Consider the following 21,207-nt stretch of genomic DNA (forward strand, 5'->3'; position numbering starts at 1 on the left):
CGGGTCAGACGCCGGCCGTCGTCTCGGTCGGCGCGACTTCGCCGCCGCCCTTCAGCGCCTGGCGCAGCTTGTTGCGGTCGAGCTCCTTCTCCCAGGCCGACACGACGACCGTCGCGACGCCGTTGCCGACGATGTTGGTCAGCGCACGGCATTCGCTCATGAAGCGGTCGATGCCGAGGATCAGCACCATGCCCGACAGCGGGATCGTCGGCACGACGGCCAGCGTCGCGGCGAGCGTGATGAAGCCCGCGCCGGTGACGCCGCTCGCGCCCTTCGACGTCAGCATCGCGACGGCCAGCAGCGTGAGCTGCTGCATCCACGTCAGCTCGATGTTGGTCGCCTGCGCGATGAACAGCACGGCCATCGTCATGTAGATGTTGGTGCCGTCGAGGTTGAACGAATAGCCGGTCGGCACGACGAGGCCGACGACCGAACGCGAGCAGCCGGCCTTCTCGAGCTTTTCCATCAGCTGCGGCAGCGCGGCTTCCGACGAGCTCGTGCCGAGCACGATCAGCAGCTCTTCCTTGATGTAGGACACGAAGCGGATGATCGAGAAGCCGGTGAAGCGCGCGATCGTGCCGAGCACAACGAGCACGAACACGACCGACGTCAGGTAGAACGTGCCGATCAGCTTGAGCAGCGGCACCAGCGAGCCGACGCCGTACTTGCCGATCGTGAACGCCATCGCGCCGAACGCGCCGATCGGCGCCAGCTTCGTGACGATGTGCACGATGCCGAACAGCACGCGCGTGAGGCCGTCGATGAAGTCGGTGACGACCTTGCCGCGCTCGCCGAGGTGCGCGAGCACGCTGCCGAACAGCAGTGCGATCAGCAGGATCTGCAGGATCTCGCCCTGTGCGAACGCATCGACCATCGTGTTCGGGATGATGTGCATCAGGAAGTCGACCGTCGACTGCCCGTGCGCCTTCGCCGCGTACGACGCGACGGCCTTGCCGTCGAGCGTCGCCGGATCGATGTTGAAGCCGACGCCCGGACGCAGGATGTGCGTGGCCGCCAGGCCGAGCACCAGCGCGAAGGTCGACACGATCTCGAAGTACAAAAGCGCCTTGCCGCCGACGCGGCCGACCTTCTTCATGTCCTCCATGCCGGCAATACCGGTCACGACCGTACAGAAGATGATCGGGCCGATCACCATCTTGATCAGCTTGATGAAGCCGTCGCCGAGCGGCTTCATGTCGGTGGCGATCGACGGGTAGAAATGGCCGAGGATCACGCCGACGATGATGGCGAAGATCACCTGCACATAGAGCACTTTGTAGAAGGGTTTCTTCTTCACGATGGTTCCTGCAGAAGTAGATGAGCCGATGGAAACGGCGTCACGCGCGCGGACGAATGTCACAGGGGAAGCGTCACTCGCCCGCGCGGCTGCCGTGCCGCAACAAGCGATGCCTCAGGACGTCCGGAGGGGGAGGAAGGCAGTGGTCATCGATTGTCTCCTTGCTTGCTGTAGTAGTTCGGCCGGGGGGAAGGCCGTGCGCTTTATATTGCAAGGTCAATGCCAGGTTTCCGAAACCCGTCAAACCTTTGTTTTCATTGTATTTCTCATAATGCGGCAGGCAAGGAAATCCGGGATTCCGGATTTCCGGAAAATATCCGTCCGGCGATCCGGACGGATGCGCTCATTCGTCCGATTAATCAGTGCTGTACGGCGCGGCCGGCCAGCACACCCGTCTGCGCGTAGAACTCCTGCTGCGCGAAGGCCTCGCGCTCGCGCCGCGCGCGCTCGCCGCGATCCGCGAGCGAGCCGACGACGATCCCGACGAACGCGAGCGGCACCGACACGAGCGCCGGGTTGTCGAGGAACACCGGCGCGTGCGCGTGGTGCAGCACGTCGACCCACACCGACTTCGACAGCACCGTGAGCGCGACCGCCGACACGAGGCCGAGGCCGCCGCCGAGCACCGCGCCGCGCGTCGTCATCCCGCGCCAGAAGATCGACATCGCCAGCACCGGGAAATTGGCGCTCGCGGCCACCGCCGCGACGAGGCCGACCATGAACGCGACGTTCACGTGCTCGAACAGGATCGACAACCCGATCGCGACCGCCGACAGCGCGATCGTCGCCGCACGCGAAATGCGCATCTCGACGCGTTCGTCGGGCTTGCCGCGCGCCCACATCTGCGCATACAGGTCGTGCGAGATCGTCGTCGCGCCGGCGAGCGTGAGGCCCGCGACCACCGCGAGGATCGTCGCGAACGTGACGGCCGCGATGAAGCCGTAGAACCAGTTCCCGCCGACCGCCTGCGCGAGCTTCACCGCGACCATGTTCGAGCCGCCGAGCAGGTCGTGCGTCAGGTTGAACGTGCCGTTCGCGCCGAGCTTGAAGAACTCCGGATGCTGCGCGAGCAGCACGATCGCCGAGAAGCCGATCACGAAGGTCAGCAAGTAGAAGTAGCCGATGAAGCCGGTCGCATAGAGCACCGACTTGCGCGCCTCCTTCGCGTTCGGCACCGTGAAGAAGCGCATCAGGATGTGCGGGAAGCCGGCCGTGCCGAACATCAGCGCGATGCCGAGCGACAGCGCGTTGGCCGGATCGCGGATCAGCTTGCCGGGGCCCATGATCGACAGCGCGCCCGGATGCACGGCCACCGCGCGGCGGAACATCTCGTCGACGCTGAAACCGAACTCGTCGAGCGCGAGCACGACGAGCAGCGTCGCGCCGCACAGCAGCAGCACGGCCTTGATCACCTGCACCCAGGTGGTCGCGGTCATCCCGCCGAAGAACACGTAGACGACCATCAGCACGCCGACGATCAGCTCGGCCGTGCCGTACGACAGCCCGAACAGCAGCTGGATCAGCTTGCCCGCGCCGACCATCTGCACGACGAGGTACAGCACGACGATGGTCAGCGAATTCGCGGACGTCAGCAGCCGGATCGGCCGCTGCGCGAAGCGGTACGCAACGATGTCGACGAACGTGAACTTGCCGAGGTTGCGCAAGGGTTCCGCGATCAGGAACATCACGAACGGCCAGCCGACCAGAAAGCCGATCGAGTAGATCAGCCCGTCGAAGCCGAACATGAACACCATCCCGGACAGCCCGAGGAACGACGCGGCCGACATGTAGTCGCCCGCGATCGCGAGCCCGTTCTGCAGCCCGGTGATGCCGCCGCCGGCCGTGTAGAAGTCGCGTGTCGAGCGCGTGCGCCGCGCGGCCCAGCGCGTGAGCGCGAGCGTCGCGAACACGAACGCGAAAAACATCCCGATCGCGACCGGGTTCAGTTCGACCTTGTCGGGCATCGGGCCCGCGACGGATACCGCGTGCGCGGCGGAGGAAGCGAGAACGGCAGGCGCGCCGAGCGCCATCGAGAGTCGTCGCATGTCGGCCTCCGTCACGAACGCTGCAGGATCGCGTCGACGCGGCGGTCGAACGCACGGTTCGCGCGCAGCACGTAGCACGCGGTCAGGCCGATCGCGACCAGGATGATCGCGACGCCGGTGGCGATCCCGACCGTCGTCGTCGCGCCGCGGTACAGCGGCGCGGCGAGCACGTGCGGCGCGAGCGCGACGAGCAGGATGAAGCCGTAGTACGTGGCGATCATCAGCGCCGTCAGCGTGAAGCTGAAGCGGCGCCGCGCACGCACGAGCTGCTGGTAGTCGCGGCGCGCCGTGACCGATTCGATGACGGAAAGCTCCATGGTGTCTCCATTTCCTCCTCGTCGTCGCGAGGGGTGTCTTGTGGATGGATGGCGCGTCTACCGATCCGCCCGCGCCGCGGCGGTGCAATGCAATGTGTCCTGCCCGTGCGTGGGCTTGCCCTCAGACCACGCGATCCGCACGCAGCCGCGCGACCTCGTCGGCCGACATGCCGAGCCAGCCGCCGAGCACCGCATCCGTATCGGCGCCGAGCACCGGCGGCGCACCGCGCACCGGCAACCGCGCGCCGTCGAAGCGATACGGCGGCGCGAGCACGTCGACGCCGCCCGCGACCGGATGCGGCTGTCGCGTGACGAGTCCCGCACTCGTCGCGCGTTCCGACTTCAGCGCCTCGTGCAGCCCGAGCACTTCGCCGCACGGAATGCCCGCCTCGGCGAGCGCCGCAAGCAACGTCGCGCGCGACCGGCGGGCGAGTTCACGACCAATCTCCGGCAGCAGCTCGGCGCGGTTTTCCGAGCGGCCGAGGTTGGTCTTGTAACGCGCGTCGGCTGCGAGGTCGGGCCGTTCGATCGCCTCGCAGAAGCGCGCGAACTGCGCGTTGTTGCCGACCGTGATCACGAGCGGGCCGTCGGCCGAGTCGAACACGCCGTACGGCACGACCGACGGATGCGCGTTGCCGTAGCGCGGCGGGTCCTCGCCCATCAGCAGCGCGTCGAGTCCGTAGTACGCGGTGATCATCAGCCCGCAGTCGAACAGCGCCATCTCGATGCGCCGCCCGCGCCCCGTCGCATGGCGCTCGTACAGCGCGGCGAGGATCGCCTGCGCCGAATACATGCCGGTGAACAGGTCGACCGCCGCGACGCCGAACTTCAGCGGCGGCTGGCCGGCCTCGCCGTTCAGCGCCATCAGCCCCGCCTCGCCCTGCACGACGAGGTCGTAGCCGGGCCGCGCGGCCTCGGCGCCCGAGCGGTCGTAGCCGGAGATCGCGCAGTGCACGAGGCGCGGATTCAGTTCGGCCAGCGCGTCGTAGCCGAGCCCGAGCTTTTCCGCGCCGCCGAACTTGAAGTTGTGGAGCACCACGTCGGCCTGCGCGGCCAGCTCGCGCGCGAGCTGCCGCCCTGCTTCGGTCTGCAGGTCGAGACAGATCGAGCGCTTGCTGCGGTTCACGCTGTTGAAGTAGGTCGTCTCGGTGTCGCCGATCCTCAAGCCCCAGTCGCGCGTGTCGTCGCCGCGCGCCGGATGCTCGACCTTGATCACTTCCGCGCCGAAATCGGCGAGCACCATCGCGCACCACGGGCCCGCGAGCACACGCGAGAAATCGAGCACCTTCACGCCGGCCAGCGGCAATGCGCGCGATTCGTTCGTCATCCTTGTCTCCTCCATTCGCGTCGTTCGTCTTTACTGTTTCGACAGCGCGATGTAGCGCGCGAGGTGATGATCCTCGTCGCCGAGCTGGTGATCGATCATCACGAGGCGCTTCGCGTAGTGCGACAGCGGCAGCTCCCACGTCATCCCGATCCCGCCGTGCAGCTGGATGCTCTCCTCGGCAACGAGCGTGCCGATCCGGCCGATCGTGACCTTCGCCGCCGCGAGCGCACGTTCGCGCACCACGCGCGGCGCATCGAGTTGCGCTGCCGCGTTGATCACCGCCGAGCGCGCCTGCTCGACTTCGAGCAGCAGGTCGGCCATCCGGTGCTGCAGCGCCTGGAAGCTGCCGATCGGCAAGCCGAACTGCTTGCGCGTGCGCAGGTAGTCGAGCGTGTATTCCTTCGCGACGTCCATCGCGCCGAGCGCTTCCGCCGACAACGCGAGCAATCCGTAGCCGAGCACGCGTTCGAGCAACTCGGCGCCTGCTTCGCCGTCGTGCGCGCCGAGCGCGGCATCGGCCGGCAGCGCGACACGCTCGAAGCTCACCTCGGCCGCGCGGCCGCCGTCGATCTTCCGGTAGTCGCGCAGCGATACGCCCGGTGCGTCGGCCGGCACGACGAACAGGCCGATGCCGGCCGCATCGTCGTCATGACCCGACACGCGCGCGCTGACGACGAAGAACGCCGCCTGCGCGGCCTGGTCGACGACGCCCTTCGCGCCCGTCAGCACCCAGCCGTCGCCCGAGCGCTCGGCGCGCGTGCGCACGGTCGTCAATTCGTAGTGCGAGCCCGGCTCGTCATGCGCGAACGCGGCGCTCGCGCTGCCGTCGATCAGCGCGGCCAGCCGGTCGCGATGCGCGGCGCCGCCGGCGAGCGACAGCGCACGCCCCGCGAGCAGCGCGCCGAGGAACGGCTCGACGACGAGCCCGCGCCCGAGGCATTCGAACACCACGGCGATGTCGAAGCCCGCGCCGCCGAACCCGCCGTCGGCTTCGGAAAACAGCGCGCCGACCGTGCCGAGTTCGGCAAGGCGCCGCCACATCGCGCGATCGAAACCCTCGGCCGACTGCGCGATGCGATCGCGCACCGGGAACGCGTACTGTTCGGCGATGAAGCGGTTCAACGTATCCGCCAGCATCCGGCGGTCTTCTGTGTGCTGGAAATCCATCGTCGCGTCCCTCGTTACAGCCCGAGCATCATCTTCGCGATGATGTTCTTCTGGATCTCGTTCGAGCCGCCGAAGATCGACAGCTTCCGGTTGTTGAAATACTGCTGCGCAGCGCTCGCGGCTTCGTCCGGGCCGACCGGCTCGCCGTCGTAGTCGGCGTCGAGTGCTTCCTCGACGAACGGCTGCGCGTACGGCCCCATCGCGCGCCGCATCAGCGCGGTGATCTCCTGGCGGATCTGCGTGCCGCGGATCTTCAGCATCGAGCTTTCCGCACCGGGCGCGCCGCCGCCCGCGACCGCGGCCAGCACGCGCAGGTTGGTCGTACGCATGTTCTCGAGTTCGATCTCGACCCGCGCGACGCGCGCCGCGAAGAACGGATCGTCCGCGAGCGGCCGGCCGTTCTTCGTGACCTTCGCGGCCACCGCGCGCAGCCGGTCGAGCGCGGCCGTCGAGAAGCCGATTCCCGCGATGTTGGTGCGCTCGTACGTGAGCAGGTATTTCGCGTAGGTCCAGCCGCGGTTCTCTTCGCCGACGAGGTTGGCCGCCGGCACGCGCACGTCGGTGAAGAACACCTCGTTCACCTCGTGCTCGCCGTCGAGCGTGATGATCGGGCGCACCTCGACACCGGGCGTGTTCATGTCGATCAGCAGGAAGCTGATGCCTTCCTGCTTGCGCACGTCGGTCGCGGTGCGCACGAGGCAGAAGATCATGTTCGCGTAGTGGCCGAGCGTGGTCCACGTCTTCTGGCCGTTCACGAGGTAGTGCTCGCCCTGCGCGTCGATCCCGCGCACCGCGCTCGTCTTCACCGATGCAAGATCGGAACCGGCGCCCGGCTCCGAGTAGCCCTGGCACCACCAGTCGGTACCGTCGAGGATGCGCGGCAGCCAGTGGCGCTGCTGCGCGTCGTTGCCGTACTTGATCAGCACCGGGCCGAGCATGTTCACGCCGAACGGCACGATGCGCGGCGCACCCGCGAGCGCGCATTCGTTGTCGAACAGGAACTTCTGCGCGGCGCTCCAGCCGGGGCCACCGTATTCGCGCGGCCAGTGGCTCGCGAGCCAGCCGCGCGCGTTGAGGATCGCGTGCCATTCGCGCATGTCGTCGCGCGTGAGATGCAGGCCGCCCTTCACCTTGCGCGCGATGCGCGCGGGCAGTTCGGCTTGCAGGAAGCGCTGCACTTCCGTGCGGAAGGCTTCCTCTTCGGGAGTGAAATTGAGGTCCATCTTCGGTCCGTGGCGAATGCGGTGGGCGTTCAGTCGATGCGGTTCAGGCTCGCGAAATCCGCGCCGCGCGCGACGAGATCGACGAGCAGCGGCGACGGCTTCCAGAACAGCGGATCTTCCTTCGCGAACGCGCGGATATCGGCGAGCACGTTCGCGAGGCCGACCGTGTCCGCGTAATGCATCGGGCCGCCGCGATAGCGCGGGAAGCCGTAGCCGTGCAGGAACACCGCATCGACATCGAGCGGGCGCAGCGCGATCTTCTCGTGCACGACGTTCGCGCCTTCGTTGATCATCGCGGCGAGGTAGCGGCGCAGGATCTCGTCGTCGGTGAAGGTGCGCGGCGTGACGCCCTTCTTCGCGCGCTCTTCCGCGACGATCGCTTCGACTTCCGGGTCCGGCGTGCCGATGCGCGCGCCGTCCGGATACAGGTAGTAGCCGCGCGCGGTCTTCTGGCCGAACCAGCCGCGCTCGCACAGCCGGTCGGAAATTTCCACGTAGCGCGCGCGCGGATCGCGCGTCGCCGCGCGGCGCTTGCGGGTCGCCCAGCCGATGTCGCCGCCCGCGAGGTCGACGACCTGGAACGGCCCCATCGGGAAACCGAATTCGCGCACCGCGCGATCGATCTGGTACGGCGACGCGCCGTCTTCCATCAGGGTGTCGGCTGCCGTGCGATAGACGGCGAGGATCCGGTTGCCGATGAAGCCATCGCACACGCCGGCGCGCACCGGCGTCTTCTTCAGTTGCTTGGCGAGCGCGAATGCAGTCGCGACGACGTCCGCGCTCACGCGCGCCGGCACGACGATCTCGAGCAGCTTCATCACGTTGGCCGGCGAGAAGAAATGCAGGCCGATCACGTCCGCCGGCCGGTCGATGCTCGCGGCCAGTGCGTCGATGTCGAGATACGACGTGTTGGTCGCGAGCACCGCGCCCGGCTTGCACACGCGCGCGAGTTCGGCGAACACGGCCTGCTTCACGGCCATGTCCTCGAACACGGCCTCGATCACGACGTCGGCCTGCGCGAGCGCGTCGTACGACGTGCTGCCCTTGAAGCGCGCGAGCCGCGCCGCATGCGCGGCCGGCGTCATCCGCCCTTTCGCGACGAGGCCGTCGTACACCTTCTCGACGTGCGCGCGGCCGCGTGCGAGCGATGCTTCGTCGCGTTCGATCATCGTCACCGGCAGCCCGGCATCGAGCGCCGCGACCGCGATGCCCGCGCCCATCGTGCCGCCGCCGACCACGCCGATCCGCTCGACCGGCCGCGCGCTCGCGCGCCGTGCCTCGGGCGCCTTCGCCGCCTCACGCTCCGCGAAGAACGCATGCACGAGGCCCGCGCGCTGCGGGCTGTCGATGCACTGCAGGAACAGGCTGCGCTCGAGCTTCATCCCCGCGTCGAACGACTGCGTGAGCGCGGCCTCGACCGCGTCGACGATCTTCGCGGGCGAGAACAGGCCACGCGATTTCTTCGGCAGCTCGGCACGCGCCGCATCGATCGCGGCCTGCGCGGCCGCGCGGTCGGCGAGCCCCTGCGCATCGCGCGTGCGGCGCACCGGCGCGCCGAGCGACACGAGCTCCTGCGCATACGCAAGGCCCTCGGCGAGCGTGTCGTCGCTGTGCGCGACGCGATCGACGAGGCCGAGCGCGAGCGCTTCGTCCGCGCTCACGTGACGGCCCGTCAGCATCAGGTCGAGCGCGGCCTTCGCCCCGATCAGGCGCGGCGCGCGCTGCGTGCCGCCCGCGCCGGGCAGCAGGCCGAGCGTGACTTCGGGCAGCCCGAGCTTCGTGCCCGGCACCGCGAGCCGGTAATGCGCGGCGAGCGCGACTTCGAGGCCGCCGCCGAGCGTCGCGCCGTGCAGCGCGACCACGACCGGCTTCGCGCCCGATTCGATCCGCTCGCACACGTCGGGCAGCGACGGCGGCGCGATCGGCTTGCCGAATTCGCGGATGTCGGCGCCCGCGATGAAGTTGCGGCCGGCGCCGACGATCAGCACCGCGCGGATCGCGGCGTCCGCCTGCGCGGCGTCGAGCGCGTCGGCGAGGCCGCGCCGCACATCGGCGGACAGCGCATTGACGGGCGGATGGTCGATCGTGACGACGAGCACCTTGTCGCGCCGTTCGCGCGTGACGGTGCCGGCCGGGCTGGCGGGGGAAGCGGGTGAGTTCATCGTGTCTCCTTGACGCGGCGGCCGATGCGTCGACGCCGGTTCGTGGCTCACGGCCACGCAAGCGGCGCCGGGGCACCGGCCCCGGTCCCGCACGAAGCGGGACAAGATCCGGCCGTATGCCGGGCATGACCTGATTCTCGATTGATCGAGATTCATTGACAATTCCCTCCCGCTTTTACAAGCTGTCAAGTCTGACTTGACACTGAATGCTTCCAACCGTTAAACGGGACGGATCAGGAGACCTGACGCATGGACCTGAACGCGCTGACGCTGCTCGTCGAGATCCTCGACGCCGGCAATCTCAGCAAGGCCGCGCAGCGGCTCAAGATGAGCCGCGCGAACGTCAGCTACCGGCTGAACCAGCTCGAGCGCTCGATCGGCCAGCAGCTCGTGCGGCGCACGACGCGGCGCATCGAGCCGACCGAGATCGGGCTGAAGCTGTACGAGCACGGCCGGCGCATCCGCAACGAACTGCTCGCCGCGCAGGAATCGGTGACGACGCTCGGCCAGGACCTGCAGGGCCGCGTGCGGCTGTCGGTGCCGAGCGGCTACGGGCAGATGGTGATGTCCGACTGGCTGCTCGCGTTCAAGCGGCTGCACCCGGGCATCGTGCTCGACGTCGTGTTCGAGAACCGCGTGGAAGACCTGATGCGCGACGAAATCGACATCGCGGTGCGCGTGATGCCGGAGCCGCCGCAAAACCTCGTGGCACGCGACATGGGCGCGGTGCGCTACGTCGCGTGCGCATCGGCCGCATTCGCGGCCGAGCACGGGATGCCGGCGAGCCTCGGCGCGCTGGCCGCCGCGCCGGTCGTCACCGCGACGGTGATGGGCCGGCAGCTCAGGATCGCCGCGTATCTCGGCGACGAGCGGCACGAGGTGCTGCTCGAGCCCACGCTGATTTCGGAGAACTTCCTGTTCCTGCGGCAGGCGATCCTCGGCGGGATCGGCGTCGGCATCGTGCCCGACTACGTGATGCAGGACGACATCCGGCGCGGCACGGTCGTCACGTCCCTCGACGCGTACCGGCTCAGCATCTTCGGCACGCACATGTACATGCTCTACATGCCGAACCGGCACCACACGCGTGCGACGTCGACGTTCATAGAGTTCATCCTCGAACAGGCCGGAAAGACCGGCCGGGGCGGGCCCGGCGCGATGCGTCAGGGTTTCCTGTCGGGTGACAAGCCGCCGGGCGCGCGGCGACAATAGCGCGCCGGGGCGGGCAGCCGCGTTGCGCCGGCACCGTCGCCTCCTTCGAATTCACTGCTGCCGAGGGTTCAATGTTCGACCGGATTCGTCCGTATTCGCACTCCTGGACGCTGCTCGCCGCCGTCGCGCTCGTCGCGTTCAACGCCGGCTGCACGTCCCCGTCCACGCCGCCGTCGGGCGCGGTGGTGCCCGTCGCCGCCGCCTCGGGCGCCGCCGTGCCGCTGCCCGGCTTCCACGCGCCCGAGCTGTCGTCCGGCTGGACCGACAAGCCGGGCTGGACCTCGCAGCACTTCATGATCGCGGCCGCGAACCCGCTCGCGACGCAGGCCGGCTACGACATGCTGAAGGCGGGCGGCACCGCGATCGACGCGGCGATCGCGACGCAGATGGTGCTCGCGCTCGTCGAGCCGCAATCGTCGGGGATCGGCGGCGGCGCGTTCATGCTGTATTTCGACGGCAAGGCGACGCAAGCGTACGACGGCCGCGAAACCGCGCCGGCCGCCGCGACCGACCGCCTGTTCTACGGGCCGACCGGCCAGCCGATGAGCTTCTACGAAGGCGTCGTCGGCGGGCGCTCGGTCGGCACGCCGGGCGTGCTGCGCATGCTCGACGCCGCGCATCGCGCGCACGGCAAGCTGCCGTGGCGCCGGCTGTTCCAGCCGGCGATCCGGCTCGCCGAGCACGGCTTCACGATCAGCCCGCGGCTTGCGATGCTGATCGCCAACGACAAGTACCTGAAGAACGACCCGGCCGCGCGTGCATACTTCTACAACCCGGACGGCACGCCGAAGGCGGCCGGCACGGTGCTGAAGAACCCCGCGCTCGCGACCGTGCTGCGCCAGGTCGCCGACCGCGGCGCGAACGCGTTCTACAGCGGCGCGATCGCGCGCGACATCGTGACGAAGGTGCGCAAGCACCCGACCAACCCGGGGCTGCTGTCGCTGCAGGATCTCGCGCGCTACAAGGCGAAGGTGCGCGCGCCGCTGTGCGCCGACTACCGGCGCTCGGTCGTGTGCGGGATGCCGCCGCCGTCGTCGGGCGGCCTCGCGATCGCGCAGATGCTCGGCATCCTCGAAGCGATGCCCGACTGGCAGCAGATCGGCGCGCAGAAGCCGGTGCGCAACGACGTCGGCTACGAGCCGACGCCGTTCGCCGCGCACCTGTTCAGCGAAGCCGGGCGCCTCGCGTATGCGGACCGCGCGCGCTACGTGGCCGATCCCGATTTCGTACCGCTGCCGGGCGGCAGCTGGGCGAGCCTCACCGACAAGACCTATCTCGCGCAGCGCGCGCGGCTGATCGGCGACAGCAGCATGGGCGTCGCGCAGGCCGGCACGCCGCAGGGCGCGACGCTCGCGATGGCCGACGACCGCAGCCCCGAGCTGCCGTCGACGTCCGACATCGCGATCGTCGACCGCTACGGCCAGGCACTGTCGATGACGACGAGCATCGAGGACGCGTTCGGTTCGCGGCTGATGGTGCGCGGCTTCATGCTGAACAACCAGCTCACCGATTTCTCGTTCGTGTCGAACGACAACGGCCGGCCGGTCGCGAACCGCGTGCAGGCCGGCAAGCGGCCGCGCTCGGCGATGTCGCCGGAACTGGTGTTCGACAAGAAGACGAAGCAGGTGACGATGGTCGTCGGCTCGGCCGGCGGCCCCGCGATCATCAATCACGTCGCGAAGACGCTGGTGGGCGTGCTCGACTGGGGGATGACGATGCAGCAGGCGATCGCGCTGCCGAACATCGGGTCGATGAACGGGCCGACGCAGCTCGAACGCGGCCGCGTGTCGGAAGCACTCGCCGACGGGCTGAAGGGCCGCGGGCACGACGTGCAGGTCGTCGAGATGAACTCGGGGCTGCAGGGGATCCAGCGGCTGAACGTGCAGGGGCAGACGGTGTGGTTCGGCGGTGCGGATCCGCGGCGGGAAGGCGTGGCGATGGGGGATTGAGGGCGCGCTCGCGATCGGCAGCGCAGCCCTCCGGTTTCACACGCGGTCGATGTGCGGCAAGCGCTCAGTGCAGCGTGGCCGCCCCACCGCAACACTTCTTGAATTTCTTGCCGCTCCCGCACGGACACGGGTCGTTGCGGCCGATTTTCGGTTCGGAACGCTGAGCTGCCATGGCAACGCGCTGCTCATGAACGGCCTTGCGATACGGCAGCCAGTAACGGTAAATCGCGGCGATGTGCGCGTGAATCCGGTCAGCCAGAATTTCCCGTCCGCTCGGGTCGAGCATCAGCGTCGCCTCGTCGGGCGACGCTTCGTCGGACGCGCGTTCATCGGCACCGAGCAAACGAAGCGGTCGCATCCAGTCCCGGCCTTGCGGGTCGTCGAAGAGCGGCTGCCAGTATATCGGGGAAAGCGCGACGCCCTGCATGAAGCCCGCTGCCCAAGCCTCGGCATCGCGATATTCACGCGCCTCGTCAGCGTAGGTGACCGTGCCGAAAACCGGCGCAAACGCGTCCGGATCGCGCTCCAGACTCCGGATGATGCCGTTGTAATGCCGCATCAGCAAATCGAAAACGCGCTGCGCCTGCTCGATCGAATCGAATGCCGGCGCATCGTCCGGCGTCGGCCCCCAGACACCGGGCAGCCATTCGCTCGGCAGCAGCGTCACCGGGCCTGCGGCAATCGCGGTCAGGTATCCGTCGAGTCCTTCGAGCGTCAAGGTCTCGTCCGAAGTGACATCGGAGAGCAGGAACCGGTCGAGTTCGTCGACTTCTGCTTGAGTGAGAGATTTCATCATGCAGGCACTGTACGTTGCCTGTCTTCGACGTACAACTCCCGGGCTCCGCCCTTTACCGCGTCGCCCGCTCTCGCGTAATTCAGGGGTGCGCCAGCATGACTTGACCTTACCCCCTCCCCTTCCACGGCACGATCCGCCTTTCGACCCACCGCATCGCGAGATCGAACAGCCACGCGATCGCGCCGATGATCAGGATCCCCATCACGACGATGTCGGTGCGCAGGAAGCTCGACGCGTTGAGCACCATCTGCCCGAGCCCGGCCGTCGCGGCGACCATCTCGGCCGCGACAAGCGTCGTCCAGCCGAAGCCGATCGCGATTCGCAGCCCCGTGAGGATCTCCGGCAGCGCGGCCGGCAGCACCACGTGGCGCACGATCTGCGCGAAGCTGCCGCCGAGCGAATACGCGGCGTTGATCTGCTCCACCGTCGCCGCGCGCACGCCGGCGCGCGCAGCCATCGCGATCGGCGCGAAGCATGCGAGGAAGATCACGACGAGCTTCGCCGTTTCGTCGATGCCGAACCAGATCACGACCAGCGGCAGGTACGCAAGCGGCGGCAGCGGCCGGTAGAACTCCAGCAGCGGATCGAGCACGCCGCGCGCGACGCGGCTCACGCCCATCAGGATGCCCGCCGGCACGCCGATCGCGGTCGCGAGCAGGAACGCGCCGAACACGCGCGCGGCGCTCCATAGCAAGTGCTCGGATAAAGGCAGCCCACCCTGAATGCGACCATGCCAGGCATCGACGAACGCCGTCCACACGGCTTCCGGCGCGGGCAGGAACAGCGGCGGCAGCCACTGGCGATGCGTGGCGACCCACCACAGCACGGCCAGCACCGCGACCGTTGCCGTGCTCAAGGCCACCGTCTTCCCCTCCCCCGGCAACCGGTAGCGGCGCGACGACGGCGCACGACGTTCTGCCGCCCGAGTCCGCGTGCGATCGCCCTGCTCGAAGCCTGCGGCCGTTCCGTCGGCCGCCCACGAATCCTGCGTGCTCATGCTGTCCTGCCTGTGCAAAGTGCTGATCCGACCGCGTCCGACCGACGCGCCCTGTCGCGCGAGTTCATGCATCACGCGGCCACCTCGGCCGCTTCGTCGCGATGCAGGTACGCGATCAGCCGCTCACGCCACGCGATGAAATCCGGTGAAGACTTCACCGCGCGCGCATCGCGCGATTCGACATAGCGGCGAGCGAACGGCAGTTCGAAGGTTTCCGCGATCCGGCCGGGGCCGGGCGTCATCACGACAAGACGCGTCGCGAGGAACAACGCCTCCTCGACATCGTGCGTAATGAAGAACACCGTCTTGCCGGTGCGCGCCCACACGTCGAGCACGAGCGCCTGCATCGTGCCGCGCGTCATCGCGTCGAGCGCGCCCATCGGCTCGTCCATCAGCAGCACGCGCGGATCGCTCGCGAGCGCGCGCGCGATGCCGACACGCTGCTGCATCCCGCCCGACAGCTCGTACACGCGCGCATGCGCATGACCATCGAGCCCGACGAGCGCGAGCATCTCCCGCGCCCGCGCCGCGCGTTCGGCCTTCGACACGCGCGCGAAGCGCAGCCCGAGCGCGACGTTGTCGAGCACGTCGAGCCACGGCAGCAGCGCGTACTTCTGGAACACGACGCCGCGATCGGCGCCGGGGCCCGTGACCGGCACGCCGTCGACGCGCACCTCGCCAGTGGTCGGCGCGACGAAGCCGGCCATGCAGTTCAAGAGCGTCGTCTTCCCGCAGCCTGACGCGCCGAGCGCGACGACGAATTCACCGGCATCGATGCGCAGGTCGACGCGCGCGAGCGCCTGCGTGGTCGGCCTGCCGCGCTCGCCCGGATAGGCAACCGATACCTGACGGACTTCCAGCGTGCTCATGCTCGGGACTCCGCGATGATCGCCGCGCTCAGCGCGCGGCCTTCTGCACGAACTGCGGATCGACGCCGGCCGAATAGTCGGCGAGCACCGTCTGGATCGTGCCTTGCGATTTGAGGAAAGTGGCGGTCGCCGCGAGCGACTTCGCGGCGCCCGATTGCGCACCGCCGCCGAGCCACGTCGGCGACGCCTGCTCGGCCGCCGTCGGGAATGCGTAGAGCGCGAGGCTGGCCGGCACGTCCTGCGCGTTCGCGCCCGATACCTTCGCGACCGCCGCGACCTGCGGCGAGCCGACCTTCCACGCAGCGGCATGCGTGCGATAGTCGGCATCGGCGGCCGCGAGCACCTTCACGAAGCGCGTGACGAACTCGGGGTTCTCGCGCGCGAACTTGCGGCTCACGACGAAGCCGTCGAAGGTCGCCTTGCCGCTTTCCTTCGCGACTTGGCCGGAGGTCGTCAGCACGGTGCCCGACTGCTTGACCTTCGCGAGCACCGGATCCCAGATGTAGGTCGCGTCGATGTCGCCGCGCGCCCACGCCGCCGCGACTTCGGGCGGACGCAGGTTGACGATCTTCACGTCGTTCGGATTCACGCCCGCGGCCTGCAGTGCGACGAGCGTGTGGAAATGCGACGTCGACACGAACGGCACGCCGATTTTCTTGCCTTTCAGCGATGCGACGTTCGTCACGCCCGAACCGTTGCGCGCGACGAGCGCCTCGGCGTCGTTGATGTTGTCGAGCACCCAGAACAGCGAGATGTCGAGCCCCTGCGACAGCCCCGCCGCGATCGGGCTCGAGCCGGCCTCGCCGAGCTGCACGGAGCCCGACGCGAGTGCGCGGATCACGTCGGCGCCGCTGTCGAGCTTGCGGAACGTGACCTTGTAGCCGGTCGCCTTTTCGACTTCACCGCTCGCCTGCGCGTAGCGCCACGGCACTACCATGTCCTGGTACGCGATCACGACTTCGCGCGATTCGGCGTGCGCCGCGCCGAGCGCGGCAAAGGCGGTCAGCGCGACGACGGCGCGGCGGATGAAGCTGAAACGGGACATGCGGCTCTCCTTCGGAATGCGGGCATTGCTGCGGGAGAGCCGACTATAGGAGCTTTGCGCGCGGCGGAAGCGAACTTATCCTGCGAAGCTATCGATGCCGTTTCAGCTTTGCTTTCCATGCTCGACCGGATTGCGTGTCCGGTCGGGTGGCGATTGCCGTGCGGCGGCGCGGATGGCCGCCGCGCCAACGAAAAAGCCCGCATCGCTGCGGGCTTTTCTTGGGTTCGCCGGAAGACGACGAAACAAGGACGCTCAGACCACCCCGGCCCCATGCGCCTGCAGATCGGCGTGATAGCTCGACCGCACCATCGCGCCGACGGCCGCGTGCGTGAAGCCCATCTTGTACGCCTCTTCCTCGTACATCTTGAACGTATCCGGATGCACGTACGCCCGCACCGGCAGGTGGTGCTCGGACGGCTGCAGGTACTGGCCGATCGTCAGCATGTCGACGTCGTGCGCGCGCAGGTCGCGCATCACCTGCAGGATTTCCTCTTCGGTTTCGCCGAGGCCGACCATCAGGCCCGACTTCGTCGCGACGTCCGGATGCAGCGCCTTGAAATCCTTCAGCAGCTTCAGCGAATGCGCGTAGTCCGAACCCGGGCGCGCTTCCTTGTACAGGCGCGGCACCGTTTCGAGGTTGTGGTTCATCACGTCCGGCGGCGCGGCGTTCAGGATCGAGATCGCGCGGTCGAGACGGCCGCGGAAGTCCGGCGTCAGGATCTCGATGCGCGTTTCCGGCGACTGCTCGCGCACTTCGCGGATGCACTCGACGAAGTGGCCGGCGCCGCCGTCACGCAGGTCGTCGCGGTCGACGCTCGTGATCACCACGTACTTGAGCTTCAGCGCGCCGATCGTGCGCGCGAGGTTCTTCGGCTCGTCCGGATCCAGCGGATCGGGGCGGCCATGGCCGACGTCGCAGAACGGGCAGCGGCGCGTGCACTTGTCGCCCATGATCATGAACGTCGCTGTGCCCTTGCCGAAGCATTCGCCGATGTTCGGGCAGCTCGCTTCCTCGCACACCGTATGCAGGTTGTGCTCGCGCAGGATCGTCTTGATCTCGTTGAAGCGCGAGCTGCCGGTGGCCGCCTTCACGCGGATCCACTCGGGCTTCTTCAGCTTCTCGATCGGAATGACCTTGATCGGGATGCGCGCCGTCTTCGCCTGCGCCTTCTGCTTGGCGGTCGGATCGTAGGCAGGAGTCGCGGCCGAATCGGCCGGTGCGGGGGAAGCGGTAACGTCAGTCATTCGAATGTTGTTCCAGTGCCTGCGGCTTGTCGGCGGCCGCGGATGCGCCGTCGAGGTTGGCGATCAGACGGCGCACCAGCGTGCGGGCGACGTCGTTCCAGTCGGCGGCAACCTCGAGGCTCGCCATGTCGACAGTTTCCAGTCCGGCATAGCCGCACGGGTTGATCGCAAGAAACGGGCGCAGATCCATCTTCACGTTCAGGCTCAGCCCGTGATAGCTGCAGCCGTTGCGGATCTTCAGGCCAAGGGCCGCGATTTTCGCGCCCTCGTGCACGCCGGACGCCACGTAGATCCCGGGCGCGCCCGCCTTGCGGACCGAAGCGAGATTATACGCCGCGAGGGTTTCGATCACGGCCTCCTCGATCTTCGTCACCAGCGTGCGCACCATCAGCTTGCGCCGGCGCAGGTCCAGCAGCAGGTACGCGACGATCTGGCCGGGGCCGTGGTAGGTGATTTGCCCGCCGCGGTCGACCTTCACGAGCGGCACGCCGCTGTCGGCCACCAGCAGGTGGGCCGGGTCGCCGGCCTGGCCGAGCGTGTAGACGGGCGGGTGCTCGACCAGCCAGATCTCGTCGCCGGTGTCGGCCGTGCGCGTGTCGGTGAACGCGCGCATCGCGTCGAAGCTCGCCTCGTAGGTCTCGACGCCCCGCCACCGCACGGTGACCGGCGGGGCCGGCTGATCCGGGGACCCGGCGGGCGATGCGGAAACGGCAACAGGCGTGGACACGATGGAAACCGGCGAAACGGACATGGGCGGTAGTTTACCGAAAACCCGTGGGTCTCGCCGGCCTGGGGAGGGGGACGGATCGCCGGTATCCGTCGGAGGAAATGATGGTCAGACGGTGCGCCATCCGTCGTGAAGCAGCGCGGTCAGGCGTTCGCGCAGCCGTGCCAGCCCGCCGAGCGCGACTTCCCGGGGCGGCCGCGACACCGAGAACGCCACGCGCGTGCCCTCCCGGCCTTCCGCGCTGAGCCACAGCCGCTCGCCGCGGCGCAGCTTCAGCGTTTCGCCGTCGACCAGGAAGTAGTCGTTGACGTCGTTGCTGCGCGTCGCCCACACCGGCCCGCTCTGAACGATCAGCCGCGTGCTGCGTTGTACCTTCATCGGCACGGTTTCGCCCGCGGGGATTTCGAACGTGATGCTTGAAGAGATTTCTTGCATGATCGACTCCGCCAATAAGTGCTTCGATGGCTACAATCGTAGTCACTCCAAGGCGTCCGACAAAACGACCAATTTTCACGTCGATGTGAGGAAAATTAGCAAATGGACCTCCGCCAGCTACCTGCGCTGAACGCGATTCGCGCATTCGAAGCCGCCGCCCGTCACGAGAATTTCTCGCGCGCCGCCGACGAGCTGTTCGTCACGCACGGCGCGGTCAGCCACCAGGTCCGCGCGCTCGAGGAGGAGCTCGGCGTGCAGCTGTTCACGCGCAACGGCAAGCGGCTGTGCCTGACCGACGCCGGCATGCGCTACGCGCAGCAGATCCGCACCGCGCTGATGGTGATCGCCGACGCGACCCGCGACGTGCGCGCGAGCGACCGCGACCGGCGGCTCGTGGTGTCGATGCTGTCGTCGTTCGCCGCGCGCTTCATCACGCCGCGCATCGGCACGTTCATCGAGCGGCATCCGGAAATCGACGTCGAGCTGCAGTCGACCAACTCGCTCACCGATTTCGCACGCGACGACGTCGACATCGCGATCCGCTTCGGTCAAGGCAACTATCCGGGGCTGCATGTCGAGCCGCTGTTCGACGAGGTGTTCTTTCCCGCGTGTGCGCCGACGCTGAACGGCGGCAAGCTGCCGCAAACGCCCGCCGATCTCGTGCACTACAACCTGCTGCGCTCGGACGACGAGCTGTGGCGGCCGTGGTTCGACGCGGCCGGGCTCAAGACGCTGACCGAGCCGAAACGGGGGATTCTGTACCAGGATTCGTCGAACCTGCTGCTGGCCGCGATCGACGGCCAGGGCATCGCGCTCGTGCGCCGCTCGCTCGCGGTGCACGACCTGCTCGACGGGCGCATCGTGCGCCTGTTCGACATCGACGGGCCAAGCCCGTGGCACTATTTTTTCGTGTGTCCGCCGCCGCTCCTGAACACGCCGCGCGTGCAGGCGTTCAGGACCTGGCTGCTTCAGGAAGTCGCCGAATACAAGCGGCTGTGCGACGAACTGGACGCGCGGCGCGCGGCGGGGAAATGCCCCGCCGAGTGCGCACTGGAGGGAGGATGGAAAGGGATCAGCGGCCGATTGCGCTGACCCCGGGCGCCGGAACGTCCGTTAGAGCACGACCTTGACCATCGGATGGCCGGTCAGTGCACGATAGATGTCGTCCAGCTGTTGCTGGCTCGTCGCGCGCACGGTGATCGTGAGGCCGGTGTAGTTGCCGCCGCTCGACGCGCGCTCCTCGATCTTCTCGACATCGATCTCGTTGTCGTGAACCGCGACGACCTTGAAGATCGTGTCCTTGAACTCCGGGTGCGCCTTGCCCATGATCTTGATCGGGAAATCGCACGGGAACTCCAGCAGCGACTCCTTCCGGGTATCGATCGCGCCGGTCACCTCGATGGTTTTGGTCGGTTCGCTCATCATTTTCTCCGGGTTAGGTCAAACTGTTCAAACTCGCGCGCTTTCGCGCGCTGGTACGCGTCATACAACGCCGCGAATACGGGGCCCGGCTTGCCGCCCTGCACGGGCAGGTCGTCGAGCGACGTAACCGGTAGCACTTCCTTCGTGGCCGACGTGATCATGATTTCGTCGGCTGCGCGCAACTCCACTTCGCTGATCTCGCGTGCGACGAACGGGATCTTGCATTCGTCGGCCAGTTCCTCGATCAGCGCATAGCGGATCCCTTCGAGGATCTTGTTGCTGCGCGGCGGCGCGAACAGCTCGCCGTTCTTCACGATCCACACGTTCGACGACGAGCCTTCCGTCAGTTTGCCGTCGCGCAGCTGCAGCGTCTCGAACGCATCGCGTTCGGCCGCATGCTGCGCCATCAGCACGTTGCCGAGCAGCGAGATCGACTTGATGTCGCAATGCAGCCAGCGACGATCCTCGGCCGTCACGCAACGCACGCCCCGCGCGCGCTCCTCGGCGGACGGCAGGCGCAGCGGGCTCGTCATCACGAACACCGTCGGCACCGCGTTCGCGGGGAATGCGTGGCCGCGCTTCGCGACGCCACGTGTCACCTGCAGGTAGACGAGCGCGTTGGCCGCGCCGAGCCCTTCGGCATTCGCCGCGACCACGCGCTCGATCAGTGCACGCCAGCCCGCGTCGTCGTGCGGGCTCGCGATGCCGATCTTCTTCAGGCTGCGCTCGAGCCGTGCCAGATGCTGTTCGATCCGGAACGGCACGTGCGCGCCGTCGTGCGCATAAACGGGGACGACTTCATACACGCCGTCGCCGAAGATGAACCCGCGGTCGAGCACCGGTACACGGGCTTCGGACAGCGGCACCATTTCCTCCTGCGACGAGACGCTGAGGTAGACGATCGGTTCGAATTCGGCTTGGCTCATAGCTATGTCAGATGGGGATGAAGTCGCAAAAATAAAGGCCCGTCGT

19 protein-coding genes are annotated in these 21,207 nt (G+C 67.9%); 3 read left to right on the top strand and 16 right to left on the bottom strand.

Translation table 11 applies throughout. From position 1 onward, the window contains the following. Positions 1 to 4: 4 nt before the first annotated feature. The 7 genes from CFB82_RS16045 to CFB82_RS16075 form a co-directional block, all read right to left on the bottom strand. Positions 5 to 1,297, bottom strand: coding sequence for a dicarboxylate/amino acid:cation symporter (locus CFB82_RS16045; RefSeq protein ID WP_089484632.1), 1,293 nt, complete (start codon positions 1,295 to 1,297; stop codon positions 5 to 7). Between the two features lie 359 nt (positions 1,298 to 1,656). Continuing rightward, on the bottom strand, positions 1,657 to 3,342 hold the full coding sequence (locus tag CFB82_RS16050) for a cation acetate symporter (RefSeq protein ID WP_089484654.1): 1,686 nt from the start codon (positions 3,340 to 3,342) through the stop codon (positions 1,657 to 1,659). A gap of 11 nt (positions 3,343 to 3,353) precedes the next feature. Next, positions 3,354 to 3,659, bottom strand: a complete 306-nt coding sequence (locus tag CFB82_RS16055; RefSeq protein WP_069248950.1) for a DUF485 domain-containing protein — start codon at positions 3,657 to 3,659, stop codon at positions 3,354 to 3,356. A gap of 121 nt (positions 3,660 to 3,780) precedes the next feature. Then, positions 3,781 to 4,986, bottom strand: a complete 1,206-nt coding sequence (locus CFB82_RS16060) for a CaiB/BaiF CoA transferase family protein (protein WP_089484633.1) — start codon at positions 4,984 to 4,986, stop codon at positions 3,781 to 3,783. A gap of 30 nt (positions 4,987 to 5,016) precedes the next feature. Beyond that, on the bottom strand, positions 5,017 to 6,153 hold the full coding sequence (locus CFB82_RS16065) for an acyl-CoA dehydrogenase family protein (protein WP_089484634.1): 1,137 nt from the start codon (positions 6,151 to 6,153) through the stop codon (positions 5,017 to 5,019). A gap of 14 nt (positions 6,154 to 6,167) precedes the next feature. Beyond that, positions 6,168 to 7,376 carry an acyl-CoA dehydrogenase family protein gene (locus tag CFB82_RS16070; protein ID WP_089484635.1) on the bottom strand — a complete coding sequence of 403 codons (1,209 nt, stop codon included), beginning with the start codon at positions 7,374 to 7,376 and terminating at the stop codon, positions 6,168 to 6,170. Between the two features lie 29 nt (positions 7,377 to 7,405). Continuing rightward, positions 7,406 to 9,538, bottom strand: coding sequence for a 3-hydroxyacyl-CoA dehydrogenase NAD-binding domain-containing protein (locus CFB82_RS16075; RefSeq protein ID WP_089484636.1), 2,133 nt, complete (start codon positions 9,536 to 9,538; stop codon positions 7,406 to 7,408). A 249-nt stretch (positions 9,539 to 9,787) separates the two neighbouring features. Here CFB82_RS16075 and CFB82_RS16080 point away from each other — a divergent pair, with 249 nt between their 5' ends. Both CFB82_RS16080 and ggt read left to right on the top strand, forming a co-directional pair. Beyond that, complete coding sequence (locus CFB82_RS16080) at positions 9,788 to 10,750, top strand: LysR family transcriptional regulator (RefSeq protein ID WP_069248955.1); 963 nt, start codon at positions 9,788 to 9,790, stop codon at positions 10,748 to 10,750. Positions 10,751 to 10,821: 71 nt separating this feature from the next. Further along, on the top strand, positions 10,822 to 12,699 hold the full coding sequence (gene ggt / locus CFB82_RS16085; protein WP_089484637.1) for a gamma-glutamyltransferase: 1,878 nt from the start codon (positions 10,822 to 10,824) through the stop codon (positions 12,697 to 12,699). A 64-nt stretch (positions 12,700 to 12,763) separates the two neighbouring features. Here ggt and CFB82_RS16090 read toward each other — a convergent pair whose 3' ends face one another. From CFB82_RS16090 to CFB82_RS16120, 7 genes are all read right to left on the bottom strand, one after another. Beyond that, the gene (locus CFB82_RS16090; RefSeq protein ID WP_089484638.1) at positions 12,764 to 13,495 is read right to left on the bottom strand and encodes a UPF0149 family protein; all 732 of its coding nucleotides are present in this window, start codon (positions 13,493 to 13,495) and stop codon (positions 12,764 to 12,766) included. A 106-nt stretch (positions 13,496 to 13,601) separates the two neighbouring features. Beyond that, on the bottom strand, positions 13,602 to 14,564 hold the full coding sequence (locus CFB82_RS16095; RefSeq protein WP_089484639.1) for an ABC transporter permease subunit: 963 nt from the start codon (positions 14,562 to 14,564) through the stop codon (positions 13,602 to 13,604). Next, a complete protein-coding gene (locus CFB82_RS16100) occupies positions 14,564 to 15,361 on the bottom strand; it encodes a taurine ABC transporter ATP-binding protein (RefSeq protein WP_089446501.1) in 798 nt (265 codons plus the stop codon). Before CFB82_RS16100 ends, CFB82_RS16095 begins: the two co-directional genes overlap by 1 nt. A 28-nt stretch (positions 15,362 to 15,389) precedes the next feature. Then, positions 15,390 to 16,406 carry a taurine ABC transporter substrate-binding protein gene (gene tauA, locus CFB82_RS16105; protein WP_089484640.1) on the bottom strand — a complete coding sequence of 339 codons (1,017 nt, stop codon included), beginning with the start codon at positions 16,404 to 16,406 and terminating at the stop codon, positions 15,390 to 15,392. Between the two features lie 252 nt (positions 16,407 to 16,658). Then, on the bottom strand, positions 16,659 to 17,651 hold the full coding sequence (gene lipA, locus CFB82_RS16110; protein WP_039346279.1) for a lipoyl synthase: 993 nt from the start codon (positions 17,649 to 17,651) through the stop codon (positions 16,659 to 16,661). Beyond that, entirely contained in the window at positions 17,644 to 18,402 is a 759-nt protein-coding gene (lipB, locus tag CFB82_RS16115; protein ID WP_089484641.1) for a lipoyl(octanoyl) transferase LipB, read from the bottom strand. Before lipB ends, lipA begins: the two co-directional genes overlap by 8 nt. 84 nt (positions 18,403 to 18,486) lie before the next feature. Beyond that, positions 18,487 to 18,813: a DUF2917 domain-containing protein gene (locus CFB82_RS16120; RefSeq protein ID WP_039346529.1), complete on the bottom strand. Its 327-nt coding sequence runs from the start codon at positions 18,811 to 18,813 to the stop codon at positions 18,487 to 18,489. 102 nt (positions 18,814 to 18,915) lie between these two features. On the opposite strand from CFB82_RS16120, the gene CFB82_RS16125 reads away from it, so the two are divergent. Next, positions 18,916 to 19,905, top strand: coding sequence for a transcriptional regulator GcvA (locus tag CFB82_RS16125; RefSeq protein WP_089446503.1), 990 nt, complete (start codon positions 18,916 to 18,918; stop codon positions 19,903 to 19,905). Positions 19,906 to 19,926: 21 nt separating this feature from the next. Here the strand turns inward: CFB82_RS16125 and CFB82_RS16130 are convergent, their stop codons facing one another. After that, positions 19,927 to 20,235 carry an HP0495 family protein gene (locus tag CFB82_RS16130; RefSeq protein WP_057928637.1) on the bottom strand — a complete coding sequence of 103 codons (309 nt, stop codon included), beginning with the start codon at positions 20,233 to 20,235 and terminating at the stop codon, positions 19,927 to 19,929. Continuing rightward, entirely contained in the window at positions 20,235 to 21,161 is a 927-nt protein-coding gene (locus CFB82_RS16135; RefSeq protein WP_089484642.1) for a D-amino acid aminotransferase, read from the bottom strand. The genes CFB82_RS16130 and CFB82_RS16135 overlap by 1 nt, the downstream gene beginning before the upstream one ends. Positions 21,162 to 21,207: the final 46 nt, after the last annotated feature.

The organism is Burkholderia sp. HI2714, assembly GCF_002223085.1.
Lineage (GTDB): Bacteria > Pseudomonadota > Gammaproteobacteria > Burkholderiales > Burkholderiaceae > Burkholderia > Burkholderia lata_D.

What these genes read in the sequence shown, in the direction of transcription:
- CFB82_RS16135 (WP_089484642.1), bottom strand. Translation starts at nt 21,161, where the DNA reads ATGAGCCAAGCCGAATTCGAACCGATCGTCTACCTCAGCGTCTCGTCG.
- CFB82_RS16060 (WP_089484633.1), bottom strand. Translation starts at nt 4,986, where the DNA reads ATGACGAACGAATCGCGCGCATTGCCGCTGGCCGGCGTGAAGGTGCTC.
- CFB82_RS16095 (WP_089484639.1), bottom strand. Translation starts at nt 14,564, where the DNA reads ATGCATGAACTCGCGCGACAGGGCGCGTCGGTCGGACGCGGTCGGATC.
- CFB82_RS16100 (WP_089446501.1), bottom strand. Translation starts at nt 15,361, where the DNA reads ATGAGCACGCTGGAAGTCCGTCAGGTATCGGTTGCCTATCCGGGCGAG.
- CFB82_RS16075 (WP_089484636.1), bottom strand. Translation starts at nt 9,538, where the DNA reads ATGAACTCACCCGCTTCCCCCGCCAGCCCGGCCGGCACCGTCACGCGC.
- CFB82_RS16120 (WP_039346529.1), bottom strand. Translation starts at nt 18,813, where the DNA reads ATGCAAGAAATCTCTTCAAGCATCACGTTCGAAATCCCCGCGGGCGAA.
- CFB82_RS16090 (WP_089484638.1), bottom strand. Translation starts at nt 13,495, where the DNA reads ATGATGAAATCTCTCACTCAAGCAGAAGTCGACGAACTCGACCGGTTC.
- CFB82_RS16070 (WP_089484635.1), bottom strand. Translation starts at nt 7,376, where the DNA reads ATGGACCTCAATTTCACTCCCGAAGAGGAAGCCTTCCGCACGGAAGTG.
- CFB82_RS16050 (WP_089484654.1), bottom strand. Translation starts at nt 3,342, where the DNA reads ATGCGACGACTCTCGATGGCGCTCGGCGCGCCTGCCGTTCTCGCTTCC.
- CFB82_RS16055 (WP_069248950.1), bottom strand. Translation starts at nt 3,659, where the DNA reads ATGGAGCTTTCCGTCATCGAATCGGTCACGGCGCGCCGCGACTACCAG.
- tauA (WP_089484640.1), bottom strand. Translation starts at nt 16,406, where the DNA reads ATGTCCCGTTTCAGCTTCATCCGCCGCGCCGTCGTCGCGCTGACCGCC.
- lipB (WP_089484641.1), bottom strand. Translation starts at nt 18,402, where the DNA reads ATGTCCGTTTCGCCGGTTTCCATCGTGTCCACGCCTGTTGCCGTTTCC.
- CFB82_RS16130 (WP_057928637.1), bottom strand. Translation starts at nt 20,235, where the DNA reads ATGAGCGAACCGACCAAAACCATCGAGGTGACCGGCGCGATCGATACC.
- CFB82_RS16080 (WP_069248955.1), top strand. Translation starts at nt 9,788, where the DNA reads ATGGACCTGAACGCGCTGACGCTGCTCGTCGAGATCCTCGACGCCGGC.
- ggt (WP_089484637.1), top strand. Translation starts at nt 10,822, where the DNA reads ATGTTCGACCGGATTCGTCCGTATTCGCACTCCTGGACGCTGCTCGCC.
- CFB82_RS16125 (WP_089446503.1), top strand. Translation starts at nt 18,916, where the DNA reads ATGGACCTCCGCCAGCTACCTGCGCTGAACGCGATTCGCGCATTCGAA.
- lipA (WP_039346279.1), bottom strand. Translation starts at nt 17,651, where the DNA reads ATGACTGACGTTACCGCTTCCCCCGCACCGGCCGATTCGGCCGCGACT.
- CFB82_RS16065 (WP_089484634.1), bottom strand. Translation starts at nt 6,153, where the DNA reads ATGGATTTCCAGCACACAGAAGACCGCCGGATGCTGGCGGATACGTTG.